Source organism: Nocardia sp. NPDC050175, assembly GCF_044459885.1.
Lineage (GTDB): Bacteria > Actinomycetota > Actinomycetes > Mycobacteriales > Mycobacteriaceae > Nocardia.
On sequence record NZ_JBITJI010000004.1, the window covers coordinates 304,460 to 328,572 of the forward strand.

The window sequence follows — 24,113 nt, forward strand, 5'->3', positions numbered from 1 at the left end:
CCCTCATCCGAATGGTCGCGAACGCAGGCGTAACGACATAGCTCAGCTGTTCAGCCGGAAGCTGAGCTGGGTGCCGAGTTCATGGAAGCCCAATGCCAGGGCGACGCGTCTGGACTGCGGCACCCGAGCCCGCCACTGGGTCAGCAATCCGGCTTCGAGCGCGTGGACCACCGCCGCGGACGCCGTCATGCGGGCCAAGCCCTGACCGCGCCGGTCCGGTGCCGTCAGCACGGAAAGGTGAGCGGTTCGGCTCGGCCAGGTCCGGTATCCGGCGGCAGCGATCACCTTGTGGCCGTCCCGGATGACAAATGCGGGGGACGTGATCTCGTCCAGTCCGCTTTCCTCCGCGTCGTGATCGCCTGCCAGCGTCGCGAGGTAGCGTAGATCAGGATGCTCGACGGGCAGCGCCTCGAGTGCCAATGAACCTGGCGCAGGCCGGAAGTCGCCCTCCTCCAGATAGGCCAACGTGGCCGGGCCGAGCACCTCCGCCAACGGCAACGCCCTGCCGAGCAATTCGGGATCGACAAGCTCATCGACCGCCAGTTCGGCGGCGCGAATCGTCTCTGCAGCAACGAGACTGGGAGCGGTCGCGATCGCTTGCCCTTGCAGCGCAATGACACCCGCCCATCCCGGCGGACAAATCAATGCCTTCGGCGAGACCACCACACTGACGCCGATCGCCGATGAGAACGAAACCGGCACCGCAGCCAACCCTTCCCAGAGCGCTCGAGCTTTGGTCAGCACCGGTTCCGTCGACATGACGTCAGTATTGTTCGTGCAACGACACTTACGCCGACGGGCTGGCGATCAGGCACCACAGGGACAGGAGCGGGGTGGAGTTGCAATCCCACCCGACGACGGACTCGGTCGGCGTCGCAGTGGCCGGTTCGAGTGGCAGGGTGTCGGCCATGGCAGTTCCGCCACCAACCAGAGTCGCGGCGCCGATCAGGGCGGCAACGAAGATTCCACGCAGTGCGTGCATTCGAAACTCCTCATACGTCGGGTGGTAGCAACCTGAACGTAATCGCCGAAGCCTCACGTCGCACGACCCGAATTCCGTTGCCCCCGGACCGAGCCTGATTAGACTGGCGCAAGGCCCATTTGGGTGGAGGGGGATTCCATGCGCCGAATACGGCGACCTGTCATCGTGCTGCCGGTATTGGCGCTTGTCTTGTCACTCGCGGCCGGACACGCGTCGGCCGACACCTCGTACAACCTCGAATTCCAGCCGCCACCTGCACATTTCATCGAACTTCCCGACAGCGAACCACAAATCCCCGCGGCGATCGCGGGCCAGCGCCTGGACTGGAAGCCGTGCACCGAGGTCGGGCTGATCGCCGCCGCGAACGGCAATCCGGCCGCCGGTGTTCGTGCGCCCCTACTCGACGGGTTGGATTGCGCGACGGTGCGCACGCCGCTGGATTGGACGCAGCCCGAAGCCGGGCCGGTCGCGACCTTCGAAATCTCGCGGCTCCCCGCCCGAAAGCCGGCATCACGACAGCTGTTGACCAGCCCAGGTGGTCCCGGAGCGGGGTCCTTGCTCAATCCGATCGAGTGGGCGACCGCGTTTCCCGAGCTGCGCGAGACCTACGATCTGCTGGGTTTCGATCCGCGCGGCACCCGCCTGTCCAGCACCGACCAGGATTGCGACGCAACCATTTCGGGCGATCCGCTGCTCCTGGGCACCGGTCGTAACGACCGTACCGACGTACTCGACTTCTCGGCCGAATCGGTGCGCCTGCAGTTGGGTCAAGCCCGCGACTGGGTTCGATCATGCGTCGACCGGACACCGGATGCGTCCACGGCCGGGACCATCACGTACTGGCAGACCGTCCGGGATCTGGACCTGGTGCGCGCACTCTTGGGCGCACCGACCTGGAGCTATCTGGGCGCCTCGCAGGGCACGATGCTCGGCCTCGAACTAGCGCGCACCTTTCCCGACCGCGTCGATCGCATGGTGCTCGACTCAGTGGCCGACCCAGCGGTCTCCACCGCAGCGGGATATGCCGAACGATTCTCGCGCCAGCAGAAGGTGATCGAGCAACAGTTCGCACCGTGGCTCGCCGCACGCCACACAGTATTCGGTGACACCACCGACGCGGTACTCGCCGCACTGACGAGACTGCGCGCCGACCTCACCGCCCACCCGATCCCGCTACCGCTCGACCGCACCTTCAGCGGCAACGATCTCAACACCCTGTTCTTCGGCGTCGACAACAGCCCCTACGAAGTGCTGGAACGCAAACTACTGACCTTGCGCACCGGGATCGACTCTCCCTCGGCTACGACACAACTCAACGCCGCCATGACATTTCGGATGACGCCCCTGCTGGACGAGCTCGCTCAGGATGTCCTCCTGGCCAGTTCGCGCATCGGCTGGTGGACCGCTCGCAACTGCAATATCGGCCCCTGGAGCCATAACCTCGACGAGGTCGTCGACACCGCAAGACAACTCGCCGCTCGCGCGCCATTGACCTACTTGGGCCTGGGTTTTGCCGCGGTATGCGCGTTCTGGCCCGAAACTCACACTGGCACAGGCTCGGCGGACTACGACCGGATCGGCTCCGCAGTTCTCCTCGCCAACGAGCGAGACCCGGTCACACCGATCTCGGGCGCCCGCACCGTCCGCTCGACCATCCCGAACGCACGCCTGGTCACGGTGGTCGGTAAGCCCGGCCACCTCGTCCTGCCACAAACCAAACCCAAGGGCCTCCCCGGTTCCGTCCCCGGCACCAGCTCGTGTGCCCGAGCCGTCACGGTGGACTATCTCGTCCACGGACGAATCCCCGACCGCGACACACCGTGCCAGCCGGACTGAAAACCGTTGTTCGAGGTGCTCGAGCCGACTCGATCCGGACGGTCGTGTCGCCCGGCGACGGCGGGCGCGCGCACTAGATTGATCGTCATGTCACGAGATGCAGCAGCGCAGATCAGGGCACTTTTCGCGGATTCGGTTGGCCGCGGATTCGATCCGGGCACGGTGGTGGGCGCGGACGATGCCGAGATCGATGCGATGGCGCAAGCCCAGCGGGTGGCCGCGGTGCCGGAGTCGGTTCGTGAGGTGCTGCGCCTGATGGGTCGTGAGCTGGGCCGCTACGAATCCCTTGGGGGTTCGGGTCGCCGGAGACTGGGGGTTCGCGCGATCTATCCCGAGGACCGGAAGCGGGCGGAGAACTTCGCCGAGTACGACAGCTCGCTGACCGATCCGCGACATCTGCTGGTGTTGTCCGTGCTCGAGCTGGACGAGGGCTGGTTCTACGAGGTGGTCGACGGTTCGCAAGTGACAGAACCCGATCCCCCGGTGTGGTTCGGCAGCAGCGACGGCTTCCTCGCATCGCCGACCTACCCGTCGGTGACCGTGTGGTTCGCGGGAATGTGCGCGGAGGTCGAGGGACTGATCGCCGGGGACGTCGACCGCTAGACAGGAAACTGCCCCAAGGTTGATGTTCGAGGTCAACCTTGGGGCAGTGGGGATTGCACGGGCCGCGGATGCCTGCAGGTGTTCACCCGCGAACCGGTCTATCTACCTACCGGAGGACCCGAGAGCGCCCGCCACTCCACCCATGAAGTCGGTGACAGCGATGTATGCAGCAGCAATGGCGACCAACAGGAACTCCATGACATATACATCGCGTGCCGTAGCGATTCGTTACCACTGATCCAACGATAATTTTTCGCCGCCTGTCGGAGCCGCTCCCACTCACACGAGACGTTCCACCAACAGCAACGTCCCGATGATGATCATGGCTACGCCGGAGATGCGGGTGACGATGCGGGCGGCGGTGGGGCGGGCGCGCAGGACGGTGCGGGCCAAGACGCCGACGCACAGGTAGATCGCGGCGCAGCTGAGGGTGTGGATCAGGCCGAGGGTGCCGATCTGGGCGGCGAGCGGCCAGGAGCCGGTGCGGTCGGTGAACTGCGGGAGCAGGGCCAGGAAGAGCAGGATCGCCTTGGGGTTCAGTCCGCTGATACCGATGCCGCGCAGGACGCTGGTGCCCCACCGGGCGGGGCTCGTCTCCTCGGGCATGGCGGTGGGGGTGCTCGACGAGGCCAGTGTCGTGCCGCCGAGCCACATCAGATACAGCCCGCCGAACACCGTAAGCGCGGTCAGTACAACGGGATTCCGGTCGACCACCGCCGCGACGCCGGCCGCGACCACCGCGGTCAACGCGACATACCCCAGGAGCAGTCCGCCGACGGCAGGCACCACCGATCGCTCACGCAGACCGGCGGCGATCGCGTACGCCCAGTCCGCGCCGGGGACGAGGATCAGCAGGACCGACACGGTCCAGAACGCCGCGATGTACCCGACAGCCATGCCGACCTGCTCCCTTCGAACGAATACCCGAAGGAAGGATAGGCGAGTTGATCAAGGAGGTGATTCCAAGTTTTCGCAGCTCGGCGGCCATATATGGAAGGATCTTCCCCATGGATCGCGTTGACCGGAAGATTCTTGCCGAGCTACAGCAGAACGGGCGTTTGACGATCACCGAACTCGCCGCCCGAGTCCGGCTGAGCCTGTCGCCATGCCACCGTCGGCTGCGGGAATTGGAGAAGTCCGGCGTAATCCGCGGCTACCGCGCGCTGGTCGACGCCGCGGCCGTCGGGCTGACGTTCGAGGCGCTGGTCTTCGTAACGATGCGCCAGGAGGATCGCACCACCGTGGCCGCGTTCGAGCAGGCCGTCGCGGAGATACCGCACGTGCTGCAGGCGCAACGCCTATTCGGTGACCCGGATTTCCTGCTGCGCATCGTCGCGGCGGATCTGCCTGCGTTCCAACAGCTTTACGACGAGAAGCTGGCCACACTACCCGGCGTTCAACATTTGACCTCGACGCTGGTGATGAAGCACGTGGTACTCGAACGACCTGTGCCGCTGTAGAACTCAGTACGGGTAGCGACGCTCGACGGCGTCCTTGGCCTCTTTGAGACCGGCGCCGGTCAGCTCGCGATAACGCTTGATCGCTTGAATCTTCTTGCCGTCGGCCAAGATTGCGTCGATCTCGACCCAACTGAAGGCGGGCCGAGGGCTAGTCGGCACCGCCCCGATCGGTCCGGCGGGATCGGCAGGCAAGTCCTCGATCCCCAGATGCCTGAGGATCAAGTCGACTTTATAGTTCAGCGCGTCGATCTTCCGCTCGAGGCGGCGGTTGTCAAACATGCTCGAATCGTAGTGACCGCCACCGCCACGGAAAACTACGCGGCGTCGAGCACCGCGTCGACGAGGTTGGCGGCGGTATCGAAAGCGGCGACATCACCCGCGAGTTCCAACAGCCGGTCGACACAGCGCGGGCCGGTGACCAGGCGGATTCGGCGGCCGGTATGCCCAGCCCAGTCCCGCGCCTCGATCAGCACGTGCAGACCGGCGACGCCGAAGAACGTCACCTGGGACAGGTCGACGACCACCAGCGGTCCGGCCGTGCTCAATGACCCGATCAGCTGCGTCTTGAACTGGTCGGCAGTGTAGTAGTCCACCTCGCCCGCGAGAGCACAAAGAGTAACCCGGTCGCTGGGAGCGGTGAGAGAAATACTCAGTCGGGCTTCCGGCTCGGGACGACTCGGCAACTTCGCTCGACTCGGTGCCACACCTCGGCTCGACATCGGTCTCGACGTGGTACTCGCGGGGAACGCTGAGGAAGCAAGAGTGGTCGACATGAGGATCTCAGTCCTGTCGCGCACGGCAATTGACGTCTGTTGCCGGCAATGCGTTGCGCCCTGGGCTACACCTGAGCTCCAGAACTAGGCTGTTCGCTCAACCCTGAATACCGGGTACCCAGAACGAGCGTCTTTACACAAAGAAAAAAGCCACCGCAGGTGTGCGGTGGCTTCTTTCAGGTCTGTCGTGGTTACGCCGACTTCTCCCGGCGTTCCGTCCGCTGCGCCTTGCGAGGCACGATGGTCGGCAGCACGTTCTCGGTGACGGTGTCGGAATCGACGACCACCTTGGCGACGTCGTCGCGGCTGGGGATGTCGTACATCACCGGCAGCAGGACTTCCTCCATGATGGCGCGCAGGCCACGAGCACCGGTGCCGCGCAGGATCGCCTGATCGGCGATCGCTTCCAGCGCGTCGGTGGTGAACTCGAGGTCGACCCCGTCCATCTCGAACAGTCGAACGTACTGCTTGACCAGCGCGTTCTTCGGCTCGGAGAGGATCTTGACCAACGATTCCTTGTCCAGGTTGGTCACCGAGGCGACGACCGGGAGGCGGCCGATGAACTCGGGGATCAGGCCGAACTTGATCAGATCCTCCGGCATCACCTCGGCGAAGTGATCGGCGGTGTCGATCTCGGACTTGGACCGCACCTCGGAGCCGAAGCCGATGCCGCGGTGGCCGGTCCGCTCGGAGACGATCCGCTCCAGACCCGCGAACGCGCCCGCGACGATGAACAGCACGTTGGTGGTGTCGATCTGGATGAACTCCTGGTGCGGGTGCTTGCGTCCGCCCTGCGGCGGCACACTCGCCTGGGTGCCCTCCAGGATCTTCAGCAGCGCCTGCTGCACGCCCTCGCCGGAGACATCGCGGGTGATCGACGGGTTCTCGCTCTTGCGGGCGATCTTGTCGACCTCGTCGATGTAGATGATGCCGGTCTCGGCGCGCTTCACGTCGTAGTCGGCGGCCTGGATCAGCTTCAGCAGGATGTTCTCGACGTCCTCACCGACATACCCGGCCTCGGTCAGCGCGGTCGCGTCGGCGATGGCGAACGGGACGTTGAGCATCTTGGCCAGCGTCTGCGCCAGGTAGGTCTTGCCGCAGCCGGTGGGGCCGAGCATGAGGATGTTCGACTTGGTCAGCTCGACGACCTCGCCGCGGCTGTCGCGGCCCTTGTCGCCGGCCTGAATACGCTTGTAATGGTTGTAAACGGCCACCGCGAGTGTGCGCTTGGCGGTGTCCTGCCCGATCACGTAGTTCTCCAGGAAGTCCCGGATCTCCGCGGGCTTGGGCAGCTCATCGAGCTTGACCTCGCTGGACTCGGCGAGTTCTTCCTCGATGATCTCGTTGCATAGATCGATGCACTCGTCGCAGATGTACACCCCTGGTCCCGCAATGAGCTTCTTGACCTGCTTCTGGCTCTTTCCGCAGAACGAGCACTTGAGCAGATCGCCGCCATCTCCGATGCGCGCCATCTCGTGGGTCCCTACTTCCTTGTCCGCGTGCAACCGTCCGTCCAGGTTGCCAGCTATCTGCCGCGTTACTTGTCAGCGCCACCGGCCATGGTCGCAAACGCATCGACCGGTTCCGGTGGGTGAGGCAGTGCTGTCAACCGGGAGCAAAGGTCCCTAGGTTGACCGTACCTGGTGTGTGCGATGGAGGTCGACAACTCGAGCATGTTTCTCCGCCGGGTTGTGCGAGTTCTCACGGCACCGGAGCGCGTTGTATCCGTTCAGCAGCCTTTTCGTGCTCCGGCCGCTTGTTTCATCGTGGCTGGTGACCGCAGCGTTTCCGGGCCAGCCGTCGCACTGGAGCAGTCCGGCCGGGCAGCATGCCACTAGGCACACTTCCCGGCCGGAATTCCCTGGGGTAAAGCAATTTACGAGCAAATCTCCGCCGGGATCGGCGATTCGCCCCGTTCGATCACTTCTTCTGCGCGCTGAGCTTGCGGTAGTCGAACACCTGGTCGATGATCCCGTACTCCTTGGCCTCGGCGGCCGTCAGGATCTTGTCGCGGTCGGTGTCCTTGCGGATCTGATCCGCGTCCTTGCCGGTGTGGAAGGCCAGCGTGGTCTCCATCAGGCGACGCATCCGCTCGATCTCGGCGGCCTGGATCTCCAGGTCCGACACCTGACCCTGGATGCCACCCTCCAGCGACGGCTGGTGGATCAGCACGCGAGCGTTGGGCAGGCAGGCGCGCTTGCCGGGGGTACCGGCGGCCAGCAGCACGGCCGCGGCCGAGGCGGCCTGGCCGAGGCAGACGGTCGCAACATCGGCGCGCACGTACTGCATCGTGTCGTAGATGGCCATCAGTGACGTAAACGAGCCACCTGGCGAATTGATGTACATGGTGATGTCGCGGTCGGGATCGAGCGACTCGAGCACCAGCAGCTGCGCCATGACATCGTTCGCCGAGGCGTCGTCCACCTGCACGCCGAGGAAGATGATGCGCTCCTCGAACAGCTTGTTGTACGGGTTGGACTCCTTGACGCCGAAGCTCGAGTGTTCGATGAAGGACGGCAGGATGTAGCGCGACTCGGCGCCCTGCGGCGCCATACCGCCGAGCGCTGCGCGTGGGTCAAACTGGTTGGCCATCTTTGTCTCCAAAGTCTGTGTGTGTAAGCCGCTGATGCGCTGAACGGACAAAGGTCCGGATGGCGCCTACTTGTCGCTCACGCCGTTGGTCTGATTCGCGTGGCTGATCACGCGATCGATGAAGCCGTACTCCAGCGCCTGCTGAGCGGTGAACCAGCGGTCGCGGTCGGCGTCGATCGCGACCTGCTCCACGGACTTGCCGGTGTGGTGCGCCTGCAGCTCGTTGAGCTCACGCTTGGTGTGCGCGAACTGCTCGGCCATGATCGCGATATCGGCCGCGGAACCACCGATGCCTGCCGACGGCTGGTGCATCATGATCCGCGCGTGCGGCAGGGCGTAGCGCTTGCCCTTGGTGCCCGCAGTGAGCAGGAACTGACCCATCGACGCGGCCAGGCCCATGCCGTAGGTGGCGATGTCGCACTCGGCGAACTGCATGGTGTCGTAGATGGCCATACCCGCGGTCACCGAACCACCGGGCGAGTTGATGTAGAGCGCGATGTCCTTGGTCGGATCCTCCGCGGTGAGCAGCAGGATCTGCGCGCAGATCTTGTTCGCGATGTCGTCGTCGACCTGCGTGCCGAGGAAGATGATGCGCTCACGAAGCAGCCGCTCGTACACCGAATCGCTGAGGTTGAGACCAGCAGTCGCGGATGTCATGACGACCCCTGCCTGATTGACTGTCACGGATACCTGCCTTTTCTTACCGGCTCGTTGGCCGACGGCCATCTCTGGTTCGTTGTCACAAACATTAACGAAGCAGGGCGGCACCGAACTCCCGGTACCGCCCTTCTTCGCTCACAGCGCAATCAACGCAGCTTGCCGCCGCATGTCACGCGTGCATTCCATAAACTTATTCGGCCTTCGCCGCGGCGGTCTCGGTCGACTCGTCCTCCGCGGCTGCGTCGGTGATCACCTCGACCTCGTCGGCAGCCTCGACAGAATCATCTGGGGCACCGAACATTTCGGCGGTGTCCACCGTGTTGCCCTCGGAGTCTGTCACCTGCACCTTGCCGACCACGCCCGCGAGGGCCTTGCCGCGCCGGACGTCGGCGAAGATCGCGCCGAGCTGGCCCGCCTGCTGCACCTGCTGGATGAACTGCTCCGGCGCCAGGCCGTAGCGCTGCGACTGGAACAGGATCCGCTCGGTGAGCTCGTCCTGGCCGACCTGGGTGTTCTCCGCCTCGGCGATGGCGTCCAGCAGCAGCTGGGTGCGCACCGACTTCTCGGCGGACTCCTTGGCGTCCTTGTCGAACTCTTCGCGGCTGGAGCCCTGGGCCTCCAGCGCCTCGGCCAGCTTGGCCTCGTCGTGGTCGAAGCCGTGCACGGCGTCGTGGGTGACGGCGTCGATCTCGGCCTGCACGACCGCCTCGGGCAGCGGCACCTCGACCTGCTCGAGCAGGGTCTCCAGCACCTTGTCGCGGATCTGGCCTGCCTGCTCGACCTTCTTGCTGCGCTCGACCCGGCTGCGCAGGTCGGTCTTCAGCTCCTCGAGGGTGTCGAATTCGCTTGCCAGCTGGGCGAAGTCGTCGTCGGCCTCGGGCAGCTCGCGCTCCTTGACGGACTGCACGGTGGCCTTGATGACGGCTTCCTTGCCCGCGTGCTCACCGGCGACCAGGGTCGAGGTGAACTCCTTGGACTCGCCGGCCGACAGGCCGATCAATGCCTCGTCGAGGCCCTCGATGAGCTGGCCGGAGCCGACCTCGTGGGACAGGCCGGTGGTGGCCGCCTCGGGGACATCCTCGCCGTCGACCGTCGCCGACAGGTCGATCGACACGAAGTCGCCGTCCTGCACCGCGCGCTCGACACCGGTGAGGGTGCCGAAGCGCTGACGCAGCGACTGCAGCTGCTCGTCGATGTCCTCGTCGCCGATGGTGAAGGCGTCGACGGTGACCGCGAGGGTCTCGTAGTCCGGCAGCGTGAGCTCGGGGCGCACGTCGACCTCGGCGGTGAACGCGAGCTCTTCGCCGTCTTCGATCTTGGTGATCTCGATCTCGGGCTGGCCGATGACCTTCACGTCCGCCGCGGTGACGGCCTCGCTGTAGCGACCCGGCAGCACGTCGTTGACGACCTGCTCCAGCACCGCGCCGCGGCCAAGGCGGGCCTCGAGCAGCTTGGCCGGCGCCTTGCCCGGACGGAAGCCGGGGATCTTGACCTGCTTGGCGAGTGCCTTGTACGCGCGATCGAAGTCCGGCTTCAGTTCCTCGAAGGGCACCTCGACATTGATCCGGACCCGGGTCGGGCTCAGCTGCTCGACGGTGCTCTTCACGGACATGCTCCTTGTTCGTCGTCTGTTCTGGTTGAGACGCGATCCCCCGTCGTCCCGGACTTCTACCGGGACCCCGGCACCCGCCGGGCTGGCGAGGGACGCGGCGTACGCATCCCGACCAGGTTAGTTGACCGGCCGGGGCGGGCTGCACTCGGCCGGTTTTCGGGCCCTACTTGCCGACCGACACCGCGTCGGTCACGAAGACCAGCGTCTCGTTCGGCGCGATGCCGCTGCGGCCGCTGGCGCCGTAGCCGAGGTCCGGCGGCACGATCAGCAGTCGGCGCGCGCCCTGCTGCACGCCGATAAGTCCCTGGTCCCAGCCCGGAATAACCTGTCCGCCACCGAGGGTGAGCTGGAACGGGGTGCCGCGGTCGAAGGAGCTGTCCTTCTTCTGTCCGTTGGACCAGGTGATCAGTGCGTAGTTCATGGTGAGCGCCTGACCCGAGGCGGCGCCGGGGCCGGTGCCCTGGATGAGGTCCTTGGTGATGAGCTTCTTGGGCGGGTCGCAGTTGTCGGGGAGGGTGATCTTCGGGGCGGTGCCGAAGTCGCCACTCACCTTGATGTCCTCCGCCGTGCATTCCCGGCCCTTGCTCACCGTCGGGCCGCCCTGCGCCTGCGCGCTCGCCTTCGGGGCGGAGGAAGAGGAAGGAGTGGACGACGCCTTGTCGTCCGAGCCACAGGCGACCAGAGTGCACGCTGCCGCGGCCATGGTGCCGATCCCGATGATCCTGCCGAGTGTCTGCATGCGGCGAACCTAGACCATCGCGGCGGCGAACGTCCCAGTCGCCCTTCGCGCGTCGAACTGCCGTTAGGCTGGCACTGGAATTCTCCCCCTAGGACGAGGAGAGTCGGCGCATGACGAACCCGAGTGCGGGTAGTGATACCTCGGCCGACAATGTCGGTGGCGCGGGCGGCGACACCGTTGCCCCGCAGCCCTATCGATTGACCGACCTCGCGGGTCCGCTGGACCGCGACGAACTGACCTCGATCGACGCCTGGTGGCGGGCCGCGAACTATCTGGCCGTCGGGCAGATCTATCTGATGGCGAATCCACTGCTACGCGAGCCGCTGCAGGCCGAACACATCAAGCCGCGGCTGCTCGGTCATTTCGGCACCGTGCCCGGGTTGAATCTGGTGTGGGTGCATGCCAATCGGGCGATTCGGCAGCGCGGGCTCAGCGCGGTCTTCGTGGCCGGGCCGGGGCACGGCGGGCCGGGGCCGAACGCGTGCGGCTGGCTGGAGGGCACGTATTCCGAGCTGTACAGCCACATTCCGCAGGACGCGGCGGGGATGGGTACGTTCTTCGCGCAGTTCTCCTTTCCCGGCGGGGTGCCGAGTCACTGCGCGCCGGAGACGCCCGGCTCGTTTCACGAGGGTGGTGAGCTCGGCTATTCGCTGATGCATGCGTTCGGCGCGGCGCTGGACCACCCGGACCTGACGGTGTTCTGCGTGATCGGCGACGGCGAGGCGGAGACCGGTCCGCTGGCCACCAGCTGGCATGCCAACAAGTTCCTCAATCCGGCGCGCGACGGCGCGGTGCTGCCGATCCTCGCGTTGAACCAGTACAAGATCGCGAATCCGACCATCCTCGCGCGTATTCCGGAGGCGGAGCTGGTTTCGCTGCTGCGCGGGTACGGGTATGAGCCGATCATCGTGTCGGGTAGCGATCCGACCGAGGTGCATCAGGCGATGGCCGTCGCGGTGGATACCTGCATGGAGCGCATCGCGCAGATTCAGCGGGCCGCGCGCGGTGGCACCGATGGGGTGCGGCCGATCTGGCCGATGATCGTGTTGCGCACGCCGAAGGGGTGGACCTGTCCGCCGATGGTGGACGGTGAGCAGGTCGAGGGCACGTTCCGGGCGCATCAGGTGCCGTTGCCTGCCGCGCGGACCGACGCCGGTCACCGGGCGGTGTTGGAACAGTGGCTGCGGTCGTATCGGCCGGAGGAGTTGTTCGACGAGTTGGGCAGGCCCGTTTCGGAGCTGCTGGACCAGGTGCCGGATGGTGATCAGCGGATGAGTGCCAATCCGATTGCCAACGGCGGCATGCTTGTTCGTGATTTGAACCTGCCGGACTGGCGCGACTTCGGGGTCGAGGTGGCCACGCCCGGCGGGTCGCAGCACGAGGCGACGCGGGTGCTCGGCGGCTGGTTGCGCGAGGTCACCCGGAACAATCCGGACAACTTCATCACCTTCGCGCCCGACGAGCTGGCCAGCAATCGGCTGCAGGACATCCTCGAGGTGACCGGTCGCAACTGGCAGGCCGAAATCGGTGAGTACGACGAGCATCTCGACCGCACCGGGCGGGTGATCGAGGTGCTGTCCGAGCACATGTGCCAAGGGTTGCTGGAGGGGTATCTGCTCACCGGCAGGCACGGGGTGTTCACCTGCTATGAGGCGTTCATCCACATCGTCGACGCGATGTTCAACCAGCACGCCAAGTGGCTCGACGCCAGTGCGGGGGTGCCGTGGCGGCGGCCGATCGCGAGCCTCAATTATCTGCTCTCGTCGCATGTTTGGCGGCAGGACCACAACGGGTTCACCCATCAGGATCCCGGCTTTCTCGATGTGGTGCTCAACAAGAAGGCGTCGATCGTGCGGGTCTATCTGCCGCCGGACGCCAACACGCTGTTGTCCACCTACGACCACTGTCTGCGTTCGCGGCACTACGTCAACGTGGTGGTGGCGGGCAAACAGCCACAGGCGGACTGGCTTTCGGTGAACGAGGCGGCGGAGCACTGCGCGCGTGGGATCGGTATTTGGGATTGGGCTGGTCACAACGACGAGCTCGGCACTATTCCGGATGTGGTGCTGGCCTGTGCCGGTGACGTGCCGACGCTGGAAACCCTTGCGGCGGCGGCGATTCTGCGTGATCGGCTGCCCGCGTTGCGGGTGCGGGTGGTCAATGTGGTCGATCTGACGCGGCTGCAGCCGCAGGACGATCATCCACATGGGTTGCCCGACAGCGAGTTCGACACGTTGTTCACGCACGACCGGCCGGTGATCTTCGCGTTCCACGGTTACCCGTGGCTGGTGCACCGCCTCACCTATCGGCGGGCCAACCATGACGGGCTGCACGTGCGTGGGTACCAGGAGCGCGGGACCACCACCACGCCGTTCGACATGGTGATGCTCAATGATCTGGATCGGTATCACCTGGTGATGGATGTCATCGATCGGGTGCCGAGCCTGGGTGAGCGAGCCGCCGGGCTGCGGCAGGAAATGGTGGACGCGCGGTGGGAAGCGCGGGCGTGGACGCGCGAGCACGGCGAGGACATCCCCGAGGTCGCCGACTGGACTTGGCCGTACCCGACCGCATGAGCGTCGACCCGGTTCGGTGGGTTGAAACTTCCTTGCGCAGGTTAAGGCGGGTAAGCGACGATCGCTAGATGCTACTGACGATCACTTGCACACCACCGGAGGGCGCCGCATGGCCGGCGACCGACCTGGGGTTCTTGCTGCACAAGAACCCCGACCGGGTGCAGGCGTTCGATCAGTCCTACGGCACCGCGCATGTCGTGTACCCGGAGGCGACGGCCGCCCGATGCACCGCGGCGCTGATGCTGGAGATCGATCCGATCCGCTTGGTGCGTGGACGTTCACGCGGGACACCGGATTTCAGTCTCGGACAGTACGTCAACGACCGGCCGTATGCGGCGTCATCGCTGCTGTCGGTGGCGATCGGCGCGGTGTTCCGCACCGCGCTACACGGGCGCTGCACGCTGCGGCCGGAGCTGGTCGAGACGGCACTGCCGTTGCGGATCGAGCTGCCCGCGGTGCCCTGTCGTGGCGGGGCGGAGGTGGCCGAGCGGATGTTCGCGCCGCTCGGCTGGGCGGTAACGGCCACTCCCCTGCCGTTGGATCCGGCGTTTCCGGAGTGGGGTGATTCGCATTACCTCCGGGTCGAGTTGTCCGGGACCGTCCGGTTGTCCGACGCGCTCTCGCACCTCTATGTGCTGCTGCCGGTGCTGGACGGGGCCAAGCACTACTGGCTGGCGGCGGATGAGGTGGACAAGCTGATCCGAGCCGGTGGCGGATGGTTGGCCGAGCACCCCGAACGCGGATGGATCACCCGGCGATACTTGGCGCGACGGCAGTCGCTGGTGCGTACCGCGTTGGCCCGGTTGGCCGAGTTGGAAGAGGTGGAGCCGGAGGCATTGGACGCGGTGGAGGAGGTGGACGACGACTCGAGCGGGGTCGGTTCCGCCGAAACACGTTCCGCGACAAACCAAGCGGCTTCCACCGAGAGCGATTCGGGCACAGCAGATTCCGGTGACGCGGCGGTGGTCCGCATCGACATGTCGGTGAACAACTGGCGCGACGAGGAGACCCGGGTCCTGGACGACTCGGTGAGCGACGGGGTCATCGCGACAGCAATCGACGGCGACAACACGGTGGTGACCGACAGCGGCAACGCGACGGCGGCCGACAGCGGAAGCGGCAGCGGCAGCGGGACCGACGGCCCCGGTGCGGCGAGGACGGCTGAGCACGGTGAGGGCGAAACATCGCGGGGTACAACGTCTTTGGCGGTGATTCGGCGGGCCGCAGTGCGTGCGGCGTTGCATGAGGTCGGTGCGCGGCGGGTGCTCGATCTCGGTTGCGGGGAAGGTACGTTGTTGCGGGAGTTGCTGTCGGACAAGGCATTTACTGAGATTGTCGGGGTGGATGTGTCGATGCGGGCGTTGCATATCGCCGAGCGCAAGTTGCGGCTCGAGCGGCTGCCTGAGCGGGTGGCGCAGCGGCTGACTCTGCGGCAGGGGGCGCTCACCTACACCGATGCTCGGTTGCGTGGTTATGACGCGGCGGTGTTGATGGAGGTCATCGAGCATGTGGATTTGCCGCGTCTCGGGGCGCTGGAGCACTCGGTGTTCGCGGGAGCGGCGCCGGGGGCGGTGCTCGTCACCACGCCTAACGCGGAGTTCAATGTGCGCTATGAGACGTTGGCGGCCGGTACGTTTCGGCATGTCGACCACCGATTCGAGTGGACCAGAGCGGAATTCGCGGCGTGGGCCGACCGAGTAGCGGCGCGGTACGGGTATACGGTGCGGTTCGTGCCGATCGGCGAAGCGGACGCGGAGTTCGGGGCGCCTACGCAAATGGCGGTATTCACGAAGAACGAGTTCAACAACACCGAGGTCACGGCGACTTCGACTAGGGAAGGGGCGGCATGATGGCGGAACTCTCGGTGCCTGAGCTGTCCCTCGTCGTGTTGATCGGCAGCACCGGGTCGGGCAAGTCGACGTTCGCGCGCAAGCACTTTCGATCGACCGCGGTGGTTTCTTCGGATGCCTGCCGTGGCATCGTCAGCGATGACGAGAACGACCAGTCGGCCACACCGGACGCGTTCGCGCTGTTGCACCATATCGCCGGTGTTCGGCTGCGGCGCGGACTGCGCACGGTCGTCGACGCGACGAACGTGCAGGCCAAGTCGCGGCAGGAGCTGATCGCGGTGGCGCGTGCGCACGATGTGCTGCCGGTGGCGATCGTGCTCGACGTGCCGGATTCGGTGTGCCTGGAACGCAATTCGGCGCGACCGGACCGGGCGGCGCTCGGTGCGCACGTGGTGGTCCGGCAGCAGCGTGAGCTGCGGCGCAGCCTGCGCGGGTTGGAGCGTGAGGGCTTCCGCAAGGTCTATGTGCTGCGCGGAGTGGCGGAGATCGAAGCGGCGACCATCGTCGACGAAAAGGCGTGGAACGACAAGCGCGAGCTCACCGGGCCGTTCGATGTGATCGGTGACGTGCACGGCTGCCGTGGCGAGTTGGAAACGCTGCTCGGCGAACTCGGCTATGCCGTCGACCGCGACGAGGTGGGCCGCGCGATCGGCGCGAGCCATCCGGCGAGTCGCACCGCGGTGTTCGTCGGCGACCTGGTCGATCGCGGGCCGGATACTCCGGGCGTGCTGCGGCTGGTGATGGGCATGGTCGCGGCCGGAACTGCCTTGTGCGTCACCGGGAATCACGAGAACAAGCTCGTGCGCGCGCTCGACGGCAAGCAGGTTCGAGTGGCGCACGGTCTGGCCGAGTCGCTTGCGCAGCTCGACGGCGAGGACGAGGTTTTCCGCAAGGCGGCGCACGAGTTCTGCCGTGGGTTGGTCAGTCATTATGTGCTCGACGGCGGCAAGCTCGTCGTCGCCCACGCAGGGCTGAAGGAAGAGTTCCACGGGCGCGCGTCGGGCCGGGTGCGGTCGTTCGCCATGTATGGCGAAACCACCGGGGAGACAGACGAATACGGGCTGCCGGTGCGTTACCCGTGGGCCAATGACTATCGCGGCCGCGCCACCGTGTTGTACGGGCACACGCCGGTGCTCGACTTGCAGTGGGTGAACAACACGCTGTGCCTGGACACCGGCGTGGTGTTCGGCGGCAGGCTCTCGGCGTTGCGGTATCCCGAGCGCGAGCCTGTTTCGGTTGCGGCGGAGTCGGTTTGGTATGAACCGGTGCGGCCGCTGGAAGCGACCACGATCAGCACGGCCGAGGGCGTGGTGCACCGGGATCCGGGCGTGCTCGACCTGGATGACGTGATCGGTCGGCGCGTGGTGGAAACCCGGTATCACGGGCGGGTCGGCGTGCAGGAGGAAAACGCCTGTGCCGCACTGGAAGTGATGAGCCGTTTCGCGATCGACCCGCGCTGGCTGGTGTACCTGCCGCCGACGATGTCGCCGTGCGCGACCTCGGAACTGCCGGGCTACCTGGAGCATCCGGCGGAGGCGTTCGCCTACTACCGCGCCGAGGGCGTCGACCAGCTGGTGTGCGAGGAGAAGCACATGGGTTCGCGGGCCGTGGTCCTCGTTGCCCGCTCCGCGCAGGCCGCGCGGGACCGATTCGGCGTCGACGACGGCGGCACCGGCGTGATCTACACCCGCACCGGCCGCCCGTTCTTCGACGATCCCGAGCACACCGCGACCCTGCTCGCCCGCGTACGAGCGGCAGCGGAAACCGCAGGGCTGTTCGATGAGCTGCGCAGTGAATGGCTGCTGCTCGATACCGAGCTGATGCCATGGTCGGCGAAGGCGATCGGCCTGCTGCGCAACCAGTACGCGGCCGTCGGCGCGGCCGCACGGGCCGCACTGGGTGCCACCACCGAGGTCTTGGCGGCGGTGGCGGAACGCGGACTGGATGTCGCCGACCTTGCGAGCCGCACCGGGGCACGCAAGGACGACGCCGCCGCGTTCACCGATGCGTACGGCCGCTACTGCTGGCCGGTCGATGGCATGGCCGGACTGCGACTCGCGCCGTTCCAGATCCTCGCTGGCGAAGGCGCGAATTACGCGGTACGCGAGCATGATTGGCACCTCACACTGATCGACCGCCTAGTCGCCGCCGACACCGAACTGTTCACGCCGACAGGCCGCATGTTCGTCGATCTGACCGCCCCGGACAGCACAGCGGCCGCCACCACCTGGTGGACCGAACTCACCGCAGCCGGCGGCGAGGGCATGGTGGTCAAGCCACGCCAGTCGCTGGTCCGCGGACCGAAGAAGTCCGAGGGTTCAACAGGCGACGGCAGGTTGGTACAACCCGGCGTCAAATGCCGCGGCCCCGAATACCTCCGAATCATCTACGGCCCGGAATACCTACGCGAACCCAACCTCGACCGCCTCCGCTCCCGCGGCCTCGGCCGCAAGCGCTCAATGGCACTGCGCGAGTACGCCCTCGGCCTCGAAGCCCTAGACCGACTCGCCGCCGGCGAACCCCTGTGGCGAGTACACGAAGCCGTCTTCGCGGTACTAGCGCTGGAGTCCGAACCGGTCGATCCGCGGTTGTAACCGGGTGCAAATCGCGCGGCGCATGCTTCTGGGCGGCGCGAGACGCTGCACAGCCGCACAGGTTCTGACGTCCGCACGCGAATCACACGTCGAGTCGTGGTGCGGGACATCAGAACGGGTGTGCAGCCCGCAGTTCGCCACGCCGGAAGCAGAATCTGCGCACTCTCTCGGGACCTTCACTGCCTCTAGGGCCCTATTCCGAGTGCCGATCCCGAGACAGAGTGCAGATCTTGGCGATACCGGCTCGGGGAGCACCGGGGGGAAGCGGCCCGCGACCTGGGTAAAGCTGGTGGTGTAGCACGAATTGCTCGGACGGCAACTGTCTCAGACCCATTGCATGCGGCAACTGATACGCGTTACCGTTGGTGTTAGCAGGCTGCTTGCAAGTGTTACCGGGGTGGCTTGTCCGGCGTTCTGGACAAAGGAGTCTGACCATGCCGTTAGCGAGCTCGGACAGCGCGCCCAGTGCGGGGTACATGCTCATCGATGACCGTTTCACCGTGGTGGCTGCGAAGTTTTTCGGGCTGTTCCGGCGCAGGCGGCAGGGCGGTGGTGCCCTGGCGGTCTACCTGAACGGCGAGCCCGTGCTGGATATCTGGGCGGGCTGGGCGGACAACGACCGGCGGTGGCATGCCGACACGATGGCGCTGTCGTATTCGACCGGCAAGGGTGTGGCGGCCACGGTCATACACCGGCTGGCCGAGCGCGGTGTGCTCGATTACGACGCGCGGGTGGCTACCTACTGGCCGGAGTTCGCGGCGAACGGCAAGGCCGACATCACTATTCGCGACGTGCTGAACCATCGCGCCGGATTACAGCGCACGCGAGGGCTGCTCGACGATCCGGCGGATCTGCTCGATCACGATGCCTTGGCCGCCGCCATCGCCGCCTCCGCACCGGATCCGATGCGACTGCGCGCGTCCGGGTATCACGGGCTCACCTTCGGCACGATCGTCGCCGAAATCGCGCAGCGGGCGACCGGGCGCACGTTCGCCGAGCTGGTTCGTACCGAACTGGCGGAACCGTTGGGCGACAACGACTTCTATTTCGGCGTCCCGCAGCATCAGCGCCATCGGCTGGCCAAGCTGTCGCCGCGGCTCGGCGTCGCGCGGGTGCCGTTCGATCGGATGATCGCGCCGTTCGCCTCGATGAAGGCGGTGCACTCGGCGCGTAGCGCGGTGTACGACGGGTGGGCCGATATGACGCTCGGCGAGCAGCCCTACGACACGATGATGCCGGGCTGGAACGGCGTTTTCACGGCTCGGTCGCTGGCGAAGATGTACGGCGCGATCGCCAACGACGGCATGATCGGCCGTCGGCGCCTGCTGCGGCCGGAAACCACCCGATTGATCGCGGAGATGCCGCCGGGCAGCAGGTTCGACTATGTCCTCGGCGCCCCACCGCATTTCGCCCTCGGCTATCACCGCGGGATCGTCGGCACCAAGCTGACGCGGCAGGCGTTGGGGCACTTCGGGATCGGTGGATCCGGCGGCATCGCGATGCCGAGGCTCGGTCTGTCGGTCGCGTTTGTCACCAATCACCTTGGTAATCACGCGATGTCACTGGGTGACGCGCGGCTGCCGATATTGGCCATGCTCGCGCAGCGAGCTGCCCAAGGCCTGGAAGGCACTGGCGAACTGTCGGACTCCCTCGACGCCGCGGTCGGCTGAGTCAGCGTCTGAGTTTGCGCCAACCACCGGCGCGATTGTTGGCGATGATCTGCTCGAACATCGCGAGAAGCGGTGCGGCGGGGACCTTTTCGCCTTCTCGGACGGAAACGGTTCGTGCGGTCTTGTTGTCGTGGCCCGCGGTGATGATGCCATCCGGGTCCGGCACGATGGCTCCGTCGTAGAGGAACACGTTGACGTGCGTTTTCGCCGCGAGCAGGGCGCAGATGTTGCCGTCGAGCACGAAGTACGGCTGCACGGTCCGCTTGATGGTCTCGACGACCGCCGGGTCGGCGGCGTGCACCAGTTCGCGCACCTCCTGGCAGATCGCTTGCTGCCAGGCGGGCAACGCGTCGATATAGGTGTCGACGCGCGGATCAGTCTCGTAGGACATGGGCCGATACAAACACAAAACGAGCGGTCCGATGACCGTTTCTCGCCAGCCTGAGTACGATCGACCGTATGGAAAGTGCCCCCGACGCCTCGGTCCTCGCCCGGCGCGAGCCCGCCGAGATCACCGACAAGCGCCTGCTCCGCGGCGCGAAGACGCGGCAGACGGTGCTCGACCACGCGGCGAATATCGCCTCGCTGGACGGCCTGGAGGGATTGAGCTTCGGCAGGCTCGCCACCGAGGCCGGACTGAGCAAAGCGGGCATCCAGACGCTCTTCAAGACCAAGGAAGCGCTGCAGCTGGCCACCATCGACTACGCGCGTGACCTGTTCGTGGACACGGTGGTCGAACCAGCCCGGCCCGTATCGCACGGTGTCGCTCGGCTGCGGGCACTTGTCGAGAACTGGCTCGGCTACGTGGAGCATCCCCTGTTCGCCGGCGGCTGCTTCTGGGTGGCGAACATGCCGGAGCAGGACAGCAGGCCGGGGCCGGTGCGCGATGCGCTGGTCCGCGACCGTCAGGCGTGGGTGCGCATCCTCGAGCGCGAACTGGGACACGCGGTGACCGCGGGCGAAATCGCCGAGCTCGACGCGGGACTGGCCGCCTTTCAGATCGACGCCGTGCTCTGTGCGACCAACACGGCGCTGCGTCTCGACGACAAGGAGGCCATCCGCCGGGCCTGGCGCATCGTCGAGAGCTTCCTTACTTCGCCCTGACCGCGGGCAGCCGGAACACCAGTATCGTCACGAGGATCGCGAGCAGGCAGGTCGCGATCGACGACATCGCGAAGGCGTGTCCCGCCGCCGCGGCGCCACCGTCCGTGCCGGGATGGAACGAGGCGAAGAAGACCGCGCCGATCACCGCGACGCCGAGCGCGCCACCGACCTGCTGCGCGGTCGACAGCGCGCCCGACGCGGTGCCGACGGAGTCCGGGCTGATTCCGGACAGCACCGTGCTGAGCAGCGGGGTGATGAGCAATCCGCCACCGACGCTCTGCAGCATCAGCAGTGGAATCACCAGTGCCGGAGTGATTTCGGGGCCGTACAGCAAGACGACGGCGGTTGTTAGATAGCCGGTCGCCACCACGATCGAGCCGACTTCCAATACGCGCCGACCGTATTTCGGCATCAGCCGACTGGCGACCATGCTGAAGACGAAGAATGTTGTCGCGGCGGGCGCGTACACCAGACCCGCGCCCAGTGCGGACAGGCCGAGCCCCTCCTGCATCGAAATCGACAGTGCCAGATAGTAAGACGTCAGGAACGCGTACACGCACAGGACGAGCACGATGCCGACCGCGAACGAGCGCTGCGCGAACAGCGCCAGTTGCACGAGCGGGTCGCCACCCGCGCGATCGACCCCTCGTTCGATCGCGACGAACACAGCGAACGTGGCCGCGCTGGCCGCGAAGCAGGCCCAGGTCCACCATGGCCACCCGGCATCGCGGCCCTGAATGAGCGGGAAGGTGAGCAGGACGAGCGCGACGCTCAACGCGAGTACGCCGGGAACGTCCAGCTTGCGCGCGCCGGCCGCGCGTGACTCCGGCACATACTTCGCGGCGAGCAAGATCGTCGCAACGCCGATGGGCACATTCACCCAGAACACCCCGCGCCACTGCGAACCGAACAGATCGGCCCCGATCAGCAACCCGCCGATGAGTTGACCGCCGATGGTCGCCATGCCGATCACCACGCCGAGCACACCGAATACCCGATGCCTGCCGTGCTCGGGCACCAGCACCGCGATCATCGCGAAGACCTGCGGAACCATCAGTGCGGCCCCGAGTCCCTGCACGACCCGCGCCGCGATCAACATGCCGGGGTCCTGCGCGGCGGCGCACGCGATCGAGGACAACGTGAACACGACCGCGCCGAGGATGAAGATCCGTTTGCGCCCGTACACATCCGCGAAACGGCCGCCGGTGATCATCAGTACCGCGTAGCTCAGCTGGTAACCGGCCAGGATCCACTGGAGTTGCCCCTCGGAGGCGCCGAGGTCCGCGCGGATCGCCGGGCCCGCGACCACGACGATGTAGGAGTCGAGGATCGCCATGAACATGCCGATCATGACGACCGACACGGCGGGCCACGGCACGACGGCCGGACTCGTGCCGACGGGTTGTCTCACATCCACCATAATGGAGACAATACGGTCGTACGTATGTTTATGGCAACCGATATCGGGGCGCTCGAATTCGCCTCAGGCTGAAGGCTTGTGCGCCACCGCGAAGATTCGGCGGAACGGGAACCAGGTGGTGCCGTCGGATTTGGCCGGGTACGCCATCTGCAGGCGAGGTGCCAGTTCGGTGCGGAATTCGCGCCAGTCTTCGTCGTCCAGGGCCGCGCGGATCGGGCGCAGTGCGGTGCCGGATACCCACTCCAGCACGGGATCTGGGCCGGAGAGCCGCTGCAGGTAGGTGGTCTCCCACACGTCGACCTCGACGTTGTCGACCGCGAGAACCGTTGCATATTCGGCGGGAGTGGACACCGCGTCGGCACTGCGCAGTGCGATCTCCCCCAACCCGGCCTGCCAGCGCGCCTCGGTGGCCAGCGCGCGGATCTCGCGGTGCGACGGCGCGTCGAAGTTGCCGGGCACCTGCATGGCGAACCAGGCGCCGGGCGGCAGCGCGTCGAGCCAGTCCGCGAGCAGCGTCAGGTGGTTCGGAACCCATTGCAGGACAGCGTTACTGACGACGACGTCGGTCTCGGCGTCCGGCGTCCAGTCGTTGACGTCGAGTACTCGGGCGTTGATTCCGCGCTGCTGCGCCTCCTCGACCATCTCCGGCGAGGAGTCGAGCGCGTCCAGTTGCGCGTCCGGCCACCGTTCGGCGAGCACGCCGGTGAGGTTGCCCGGCCCACAGCCCAAATCCACTACCCGGCGCGGTTTTTCGGCATCGATCCGGCCGATCAGTTCGAAGAACGGGCGTGCCCGATGATCGGCGAAGTCCAGATACTTCTTCGGATCCCACATACGAAACCCTTCTCGTAAACAGTACGAGCGTACTTAGTACGATTGTACTGTATGGCACTGCCGCCTCAGTGATGCCACGCATGCCGACCGGAGAAACCGTTCCGATGGAAGAAACCGACCAGTTTGCTATGCTCGACGGACGGATAGTCAGCACCCGCGGCAGGTGTCGCTCGGATCTTCGTTGCCGCCCGCTCGGTACCAGTTGATCAATGTCGTTGCACGCAAGCCAGATACAGTGAGCTGTATCGGAAAGGTGCGTGAATCATGACGGAACCCAAATTCGCGATCGGCGATCGAGTCCGCCACGTATCCATGGGTCACCACGGTGTCGTAGTCGCTGTCGACAGAGAACATTCCACAGCCCACGACGCCAACGACCTCAGCCTCAACCCGGCCATCCGCTCCAGCCCTTGGTACAAGGTGACCTTGGAAAACGAGCAAGGCCAGCCGGTAGACAGCTACCTGTCCGAATCCCAACTGGACTCCGAGTAGGCAGACGCCACCGGCTGCGACCCACTCAACTGAGTCGCAGCGCCTTTGCCATCGTGCGCTGCGGTCCGGGGCCACCCGGGCATCCGGCGTCGCTGAATCCGTTGCGCCGGTACAGCGCTACCGCGTGCTCGTTGTCGGGCGAGACCGTCAGCAGCAGAGCAAGCGCCGCCAGCCGCAATTCTCGCCAGACCTGCCGGTCATCCGAACGCGCCACCCGCACATCGATCACGATGCGAGGGTGCCCGCCGGCGAGGGCGACCGCAATCGGTGGTGCACTGCTGGACACGCGATCATGGGGAACTGGTGCTGTTGCCAC

General features: G+C 66.0%; 23 protein-coding genes. 9 read left to right on the top strand and 14 right to left on the bottom strand.

All coding sequences use genetic code 11. From position 1 onward, the window contains the following. Window positions 1-42: 42 nt before the first annotated feature. Together ACIBK2_RS15915 and ACIBK2_RS15920 are read right to left on the bottom strand one after the other, a co-directional pair. Window positions 43-759 carry a GNAT family N-acetyltransferase gene (locus ACIBK2_RS15915; RefSeq protein ID WP_396967786.1) on the bottom strand — a complete coding sequence of 239 codons (717 nt, stop codon included), beginning with the start codon at window positions 757-759 and terminating at the stop codon, window positions 43-45. Between the two features lie 28 nt (window positions 760-787). Further along, on the bottom strand, window positions 788-982 hold the full coding sequence (locus ACIBK2_RS15920) for a hypothetical protein (protein WP_396967788.1): 195 nt from the start codon (window positions 980-982) through the stop codon (window positions 788-790). A gap of 138 nt (window positions 983-1,120) precedes the next feature. Between ACIBK2_RS15920 and ACIBK2_RS15925 the strand changes: the two genes are divergently transcribed. Both ACIBK2_RS15925 and ACIBK2_RS15930 read left to right on the top strand, forming a co-directional pair. Further along, window positions 1,121-2,818 (top strand): alpha/beta fold hydrolase, encoded by a 1,698-nt coding sequence (locus ACIBK2_RS15925; RefSeq protein WP_396967790.1) that lies wholly within the window; start codon window positions 1,121-1,123, stop codon window positions 2,816-2,818. 87 nt (window positions 2,819-2,905) lie between these two features. Next, complete coding sequence (locus ACIBK2_RS15930; RefSeq protein WP_396967792.1) at window positions 2,906-3,421, top strand: hypothetical protein; 516 nt, start codon at window positions 2,906-2,908, stop codon at window positions 3,419-3,421. A gap of 279 nt (window positions 3,422-3,700) precedes the next feature. Here the strand turns inward: ACIBK2_RS15930 and ACIBK2_RS15935 are convergent, their stop codons facing one another. After that, the gene (locus ACIBK2_RS15935) at window positions 3,701-4,318 is read right to left on the bottom strand and encodes a LysE family translocator (protein ID WP_396967794.1); all 618 of its coding nucleotides are present in this window, start codon (window positions 4,316-4,318) and stop codon (window positions 3,701-3,703) included. 110 nt (window positions 4,319-4,428) lie between these two features. Here ACIBK2_RS15935 and ACIBK2_RS15940 point away from each other — a divergent pair, with 110 nt between their 5' ends. Further along, entirely contained in the window at window positions 4,429-4,881 is a 453-nt protein-coding gene (locus tag ACIBK2_RS15940) for an Lrp/AsnC family transcriptional regulator (RefSeq protein WP_150403128.1), read from the top strand. A 3-nt stretch (window positions 4,882-4,884) separates the two neighbouring features. On the opposite strand, the gene ACIBK2_RS15945 is transcribed toward ACIBK2_RS15940, so the two are convergent. From ACIBK2_RS15945 to ACIBK2_RS15975, 7 genes are all read right to left on the bottom strand, one after another. Next, window positions 4,885-5,160, bottom strand: a complete 276-nt coding sequence (locus tag ACIBK2_RS15945; protein ID WP_396967796.1) for a ribosomal protein L7/L12 — start codon at window positions 5,158-5,160, stop codon at window positions 4,885-4,887. A gap of 35 nt (window positions 5,161-5,195) precedes the next feature. Beyond that, a complete protein-coding gene (locus ACIBK2_RS15950; RefSeq protein WP_396967798.1) occupies window positions 5,196-5,654 on the bottom strand; it encodes an STAS domain-containing protein in 459 nt (152 codons plus the stop codon). A 191-nt stretch (window positions 5,655-5,845) separates the two neighbouring features. Further along, complete coding sequence (gene clpX, locus ACIBK2_RS15955; RefSeq protein ID WP_150403131.1) at window positions 5,846-7,126, bottom strand: ATP-dependent Clp protease ATP-binding subunit ClpX; 1,281 nt, start codon at window positions 7,124-7,126, stop codon at window positions 5,846-5,848. Between the two features lie 448 nt (window positions 7,127-7,574). After that, window positions 7,575-8,246, bottom strand: coding sequence for an ATP-dependent Clp protease proteolytic subunit (locus tag ACIBK2_RS15960; protein ID WP_357383138.1), 672 nt, complete (start codon window positions 8,244-8,246; stop codon window positions 7,575-7,577). Between the two features lie 66 nt (window positions 8,247-8,312). Beyond that, window positions 8,313-8,903 carry an ATP-dependent Clp protease proteolytic subunit gene (locus ACIBK2_RS15965; RefSeq protein WP_396967801.1) on the bottom strand — a complete coding sequence of 197 codons (591 nt, stop codon included), beginning with the start codon at window positions 8,901-8,903 and terminating at the stop codon, window positions 8,313-8,315. Window positions 8,904-9,096: 193 nt separating this feature from the next. Continuing rightward, window positions 9,097-10,512, bottom strand: coding sequence for a trigger factor (tig, locus tag ACIBK2_RS15970; protein WP_396967803.1), 1,416 nt, complete (start codon window positions 10,510-10,512; stop codon window positions 9,097-9,099). A 169-nt stretch (window positions 10,513-10,681) separates the two neighbouring features. Further along, a complete protein-coding gene (locus ACIBK2_RS15975; protein ID WP_396967805.1) occupies window positions 10,682-11,257 on the bottom strand; it encodes an FKBP-type peptidyl-prolyl cis-trans isomerase in 576 nt (191 codons plus the stop codon). A gap of 110 nt (window positions 11,258-11,367) precedes the next feature. Here ACIBK2_RS15975 and ACIBK2_RS15980 point away from each other — a divergent pair, with 110 nt between their 5' ends. From ACIBK2_RS15980 to ACIBK2_RS15995, 4 genes are all read left to right on the top strand, one after another. Continuing rightward, window positions 11,368-13,833, top strand: coding sequence for a phosphoketolase (locus ACIBK2_RS15980; protein WP_396967807.1), 2,466 nt, complete (start codon window positions 11,368-11,370; stop codon window positions 13,831-13,833). 68 nt (window positions 13,834-13,901) lie between these two features. After that, window positions 13,902-15,683 (top strand): 3' terminal RNA ribose 2'-O-methyltransferase Hen1, encoded by a 1,782-nt coding sequence (locus tag ACIBK2_RS15985; RefSeq protein WP_396967809.1) that lies wholly within the window; start codon window positions 13,902-13,904, stop codon window positions 15,681-15,683. After that, window positions 15,683-18,277, top strand: a complete 2,595-nt coding sequence (locus ACIBK2_RS15990; RefSeq protein ID WP_396968478.1) for a polynucleotide kinase-phosphatase — start codon at window positions 15,683-15,685, stop codon at window positions 18,275-18,277. The genes ACIBK2_RS15985 and ACIBK2_RS15990 overlap by 1 nt, the downstream gene beginning before the upstream one ends. Before the next feature lie 434 nt (window positions 18,278-18,711). Continuing rightward, on the top strand, window positions 18,712-19,947 hold the full coding sequence (locus ACIBK2_RS15995) for a serine hydrolase domain-containing protein (RefSeq protein WP_396967811.1): 1,236 nt from the start codon (window positions 18,712-18,714) through the stop codon (window positions 19,945-19,947). A gap of 1 nt (window position 19,948) precedes the next feature. Here the strand turns inward: ACIBK2_RS15995 and ACIBK2_RS16000 are convergent, their stop codons facing one another. After that, complete coding sequence (locus tag ACIBK2_RS16000; protein ID WP_396967813.1) at window positions 19,949-20,338, bottom strand: DUF1801 domain-containing protein; 390 nt, start codon at window positions 20,336-20,338, stop codon at window positions 19,949-19,951. A 68-nt stretch (window positions 20,339-20,406) separates the two neighbouring features. Here ACIBK2_RS16000 and ACIBK2_RS16005 point away from each other — a divergent pair, with 68 nt between their 5' ends. Beyond that, window positions 20,407-21,051 (top strand): TetR/AcrR family transcriptional regulator, encoded by a 645-nt coding sequence (locus ACIBK2_RS16005; RefSeq protein WP_396967815.1) that lies wholly within the window; start codon window positions 20,407-20,409, stop codon window positions 21,049-21,051. On the opposite strand, the gene ACIBK2_RS16010 is transcribed toward ACIBK2_RS16005, so the two are convergent. Then, complete coding sequence (locus ACIBK2_RS16010) at window positions 21,038-22,471, bottom strand: MFS transporter (RefSeq protein ID WP_396967817.1); 1,434 nt, start codon at window positions 22,469-22,471, stop codon at window positions 21,038-21,040. The genes ACIBK2_RS16005 and ACIBK2_RS16010 overlap by 14 nt on opposite strands. A gap of 63 nt (window positions 22,472-22,534) precedes the next feature. Next, the gene (locus tag ACIBK2_RS16015; protein ID WP_396967819.1) at window positions 22,535-23,305 is read right to left on the bottom strand and encodes a trans-aconitate 2-methyltransferase; all 771 of its coding nucleotides are present in this window, start codon (window positions 23,303-23,305) and stop codon (window positions 22,535-22,537) included. 264 nt (window positions 23,306-23,569) lie between these two features. Here ACIBK2_RS16015 and hspQ point away from each other — a divergent pair, with 264 nt between their 5' ends. Beyond that, window positions 23,570-23,797 carry a heat shock protein HspQ gene (gene hspQ / locus ACIBK2_RS16020; protein ID WP_396967821.1) on the top strand — a complete coding sequence of 76 codons (228 nt, stop codon included), beginning with the start codon at window positions 23,570-23,572 and terminating at the stop codon, window positions 23,795-23,797. A 25-nt stretch (window positions 23,798-23,822) separates the two neighbouring features. Here the strand turns inward: hspQ and ACIBK2_RS16025 are convergent, their stop codons facing one another. Then, the gene (locus ACIBK2_RS16025) at window positions 23,823-24,026 is read right to left on the bottom strand and encodes a hypothetical protein (RefSeq protein WP_396967823.1); all 204 of its coding nucleotides are present in this window, start codon (window positions 24,024-24,026) and stop codon (window positions 23,823-23,825) included. Between the last annotated feature and the right edge of the window lie 87 nt (window positions 24,027-24,113).

What these genes read in the sequence shown, in the direction of transcription:
- ACIBK2_RS16015 (WP_396967819.1), bottom strand. Translation starts at nt 23,305, where the DNA reads ATGTGGGATCCGAAGAAGTATCTGGACTTCGCCGATCATCGGGCACGC.
- ACIBK2_RS16010 (WP_396967817.1), bottom strand. Translation starts at nt 22,471, where the DNA reads ATGGTGGATGTGAGACAACCCGTCGGCACGAGTCCGGCCGTCGTGCCG.
- ACIBK2_RS15920 (WP_396967788.1), bottom strand. Translation starts at nt 982, where the DNA reads ATGCACGCACTGCGTGGAATCTTCGTTGCCGCCCTGATCGGCGCCGCG.
- hspQ (WP_396967821.1), top strand. Translation starts at nt 23,570, where the DNA reads ATGACGGAACCCAAATTCGCGATCGGCGATCGAGTCCGCCACGTATCC.
- ACIBK2_RS15975 (WP_396967805.1), bottom strand. Translation starts at nt 11,257, where the DNA reads ATGCAGACACTCGGCAGGATCATCGGGATCGGCACCATGGCCGCGGCA.
- ACIBK2_RS15940 (WP_150403128.1), top strand. Translation starts at nt 4,429, where the DNA reads ATGGATCGCGTTGACCGGAAGATTCTTGCCGAGCTACAGCAGAACGGG.
- ACIBK2_RS15925 (WP_396967790.1), top strand. Translation starts at nt 1,121, where the DNA reads ATGCGCCGAATACGGCGACCTGTCATCGTGCTGCCGGTATTGGCGCTT.
- ACIBK2_RS16000 (WP_396967813.1), bottom strand. Translation starts at nt 20,338, where the DNA reads ATGTCCTACGAGACTGATCCGCGCGTCGACACCTATATCGACGCGTTG.
- ACIBK2_RS15985 (WP_396967809.1), top strand. Translation starts at nt 13,902, where the DNA reads ATGCTACTGACGATCACTTGCACACCACCGGAGGGCGCCGCATGGCCG.
- clpX (WP_150403131.1), bottom strand. Translation starts at nt 7,126, where the DNA reads ATGGCGCGCATCGGAGATGGCGGCGATCTGCTCAAGTGCTCGTTCTGC.
- ACIBK2_RS16005 (WP_396967815.1), top strand. Translation starts at nt 20,407, where the DNA reads ATGGAAAGTGCCCCCGACGCCTCGGTCCTCGCCCGGCGCGAGCCCGCC.
- ACIBK2_RS15995 (WP_396967811.1), top strand. Translation starts at nt 18,712, where the DNA reads ATGCCGTTAGCGAGCTCGGACAGCGCGCCCAGTGCGGGGTACATGCTC.
- ACIBK2_RS15990 (WP_396968478.1), top strand. Translation starts at nt 15,683, where the DNA reads ATGGCGGAACTCTCGGTGCCTGAGCTGTCCCTCGTCGTGTTGATCGGC.
- ACIBK2_RS15915 (WP_396967786.1), bottom strand. Translation starts at nt 759, where the DNA reads ATGTCGACGGAACCGGTGCTGACCAAAGCTCGAGCGCTCTGGGAAGGG.
- ACIBK2_RS15980 (WP_396967807.1), top strand. Translation starts at nt 11,368, where the DNA reads ATGACGAACCCGAGTGCGGGTAGTGATACCTCGGCCGACAATGTCGGT.
- ACIBK2_RS15930 (WP_396967792.1), top strand. Translation starts at nt 2,906, where the DNA reads ATGTCACGAGATGCAGCAGCGCAGATCAGGGCACTTTTCGCGGATTCG.
- ACIBK2_RS15960 (WP_357383138.1), bottom strand. Translation starts at nt 8,246, where the DNA reads ATGGCCAACCAGTTTGACCCACGCGCAGCGCTCGGCGGTATGGCGCCG.
- ACIBK2_RS15950 (WP_396967798.1), bottom strand. Translation starts at nt 5,654, where the DNA reads ATGTCGACCACTCTTGCTTCCTCAGCGTTCCCCGCGAGTACCACGTCG.
- ACIBK2_RS15945 (WP_396967796.1), bottom strand. Translation starts at nt 5,160, where the DNA reads ATGTTTGACAACCGCCGCCTCGAGCGGAAGATCGACGCGCTGAACTAT.
- ACIBK2_RS15935 (WP_396967794.1), bottom strand. Translation starts at nt 4,318, where the DNA reads ATGGCTGTCGGGTACATCGCGGCGTTCTGGACCGTGTCGGTCCTGCTG.
- ACIBK2_RS15965 (WP_396967801.1), bottom strand. Translation starts at nt 8,903, where the DNA reads ATGACATCCGCGACTGCTGGTCTCAACCTCAGCGATTCGGTGTACGAG.